The sequence below is a fragment of the Streptomyces sp. NPDC052496 genome, assembly GCF_040679095.1.
Taxonomy (GTDB): Bacteria; Actinomycetota; Actinomycetes; order Streptomycetales; family Streptomycetaceae; genus Streptomyces.
The window spans coordinates 1-1328 of record NZ_JBFAUH010000065.1 but is presented as its reverse complement, the minus strand read 5'-3'; the positions used below and the strand labels follow the sequence as shown (position 1 = coordinate 1328).

Genomic DNA, 1328 nt, shown 5'->3' with positions numbered 1-1328 from the left:
TACATATCGCAATGACACGACTTCGGCGGTGTGCTTGAGCCCCGCTACATTGTCGGCGCGGAATCACTTGACCAGTGAGCTATTACGCACTCTTTCAAGGATGGCTGCTTCTAAGCCAACCTCCTGGTTGTCTCTGCGACTCCACATCCTTTCCCACTTAGCACACGCTTAGGGGCCTTAGTCGATGCTCTGGGCTGTTTCCCTCTCGACCATGGAGCTTATCCCCCACAGTCTCACTGCCGCGCTCTCACTTACCGGCATTCGGAGTTTGGCTAAGGTCAGTAACCCGGTAGGGCCCATCGCCTATCCAGTGCTCTACCTCCGGCAAGAAACACACGACGCTGCACCTAAATGCATTTCGGGGAGAACCAGCTATCACGGAGTTTGATTGGCCTTTCACCCCTAACCACAGGTCATCCCCCAGGTTTTCAACCCTGGTGGGTTCGGTCCTCCACGAAGTCTTACCTCCGCTTCAACCTGCCCATGGCTAGATCACTCCGCTTCGGGTCTTGGGCACGCTACTCAACGCCCTCTTCGGACTCGCTTTCGCTACGGCTTCCCCACACGGGTTAACCTCGCAACATACCGCAAACTCGCAGGCTCATTCTTCAAAAGGCACGCAGTCACGACTATGCAGCAAGCTGCATAGCGACGCTCCCACGGCTTGTAGGCACACGGTTTCAGGTACTATTTCACTCCGCTCCCGCGGTACTTTTCACCATTCCCTCACGGTACTATCCGCTATCGGTCACCAGGGAATATTTAGGCTTAGCGGGTGGTCCCGCCAGATTCACACGGGATTTCACGGGCCCCGTGCTACTTGGGTATCTCTCAAACGAGCCGTCAATGTTTCAGCTACGGGGGTCTTACCCTCTACGCCGGACCTTTCGCATGTCCTTCGCCTACATCAACGGTTTCTGACTCGTCCCACAGCCGGCAGACTGCAGAAGAAAGAACCCACAACCCCAACCACGCAACCCCTGCCGGGTATCACACGTGACTGGTTTGGCCTCATCCAGTTTCGCTCGCCACTACTCCCGGAATCACGGTTGTTTTCTCTTCCTGCGGGTACTGAGATGTTTCACTTCCCCGCGTTCCCTCCACATACCCTATGTGTTCAGGTATGGGTGACAGCCCATGACGACTGCCGGGTTTCCCCATTCGGAAACCCCCGGATCAAAGCCTGGTTGACGGCTCCCCGGGGACTATCGTGGCCTCCCACGTCCTTCATCGGTTCCTGGTGCCAAGGCATCCACCGTGCGCCCTTAAAAACTTGGCCACAGATGCTCGCGTCCACTGTGCAGTTCTCAAGCAACGACCAGCCACCC

At 56.6% G+C, this 1328-nt stretch carries 1 rRNA gene (running past one end of the window); it reads right to left on the bottom strand.

What is annotated here, in order from left to right:
- A 23S ribosomal RNA gene (locus AB0L45_RS39380) occupies positions 1-1279 on the bottom strand (it extends 1280 nt beyond the left edge of the window).
- Between the last annotated feature and the right edge of the window lie 49 nt (positions 1280-1328).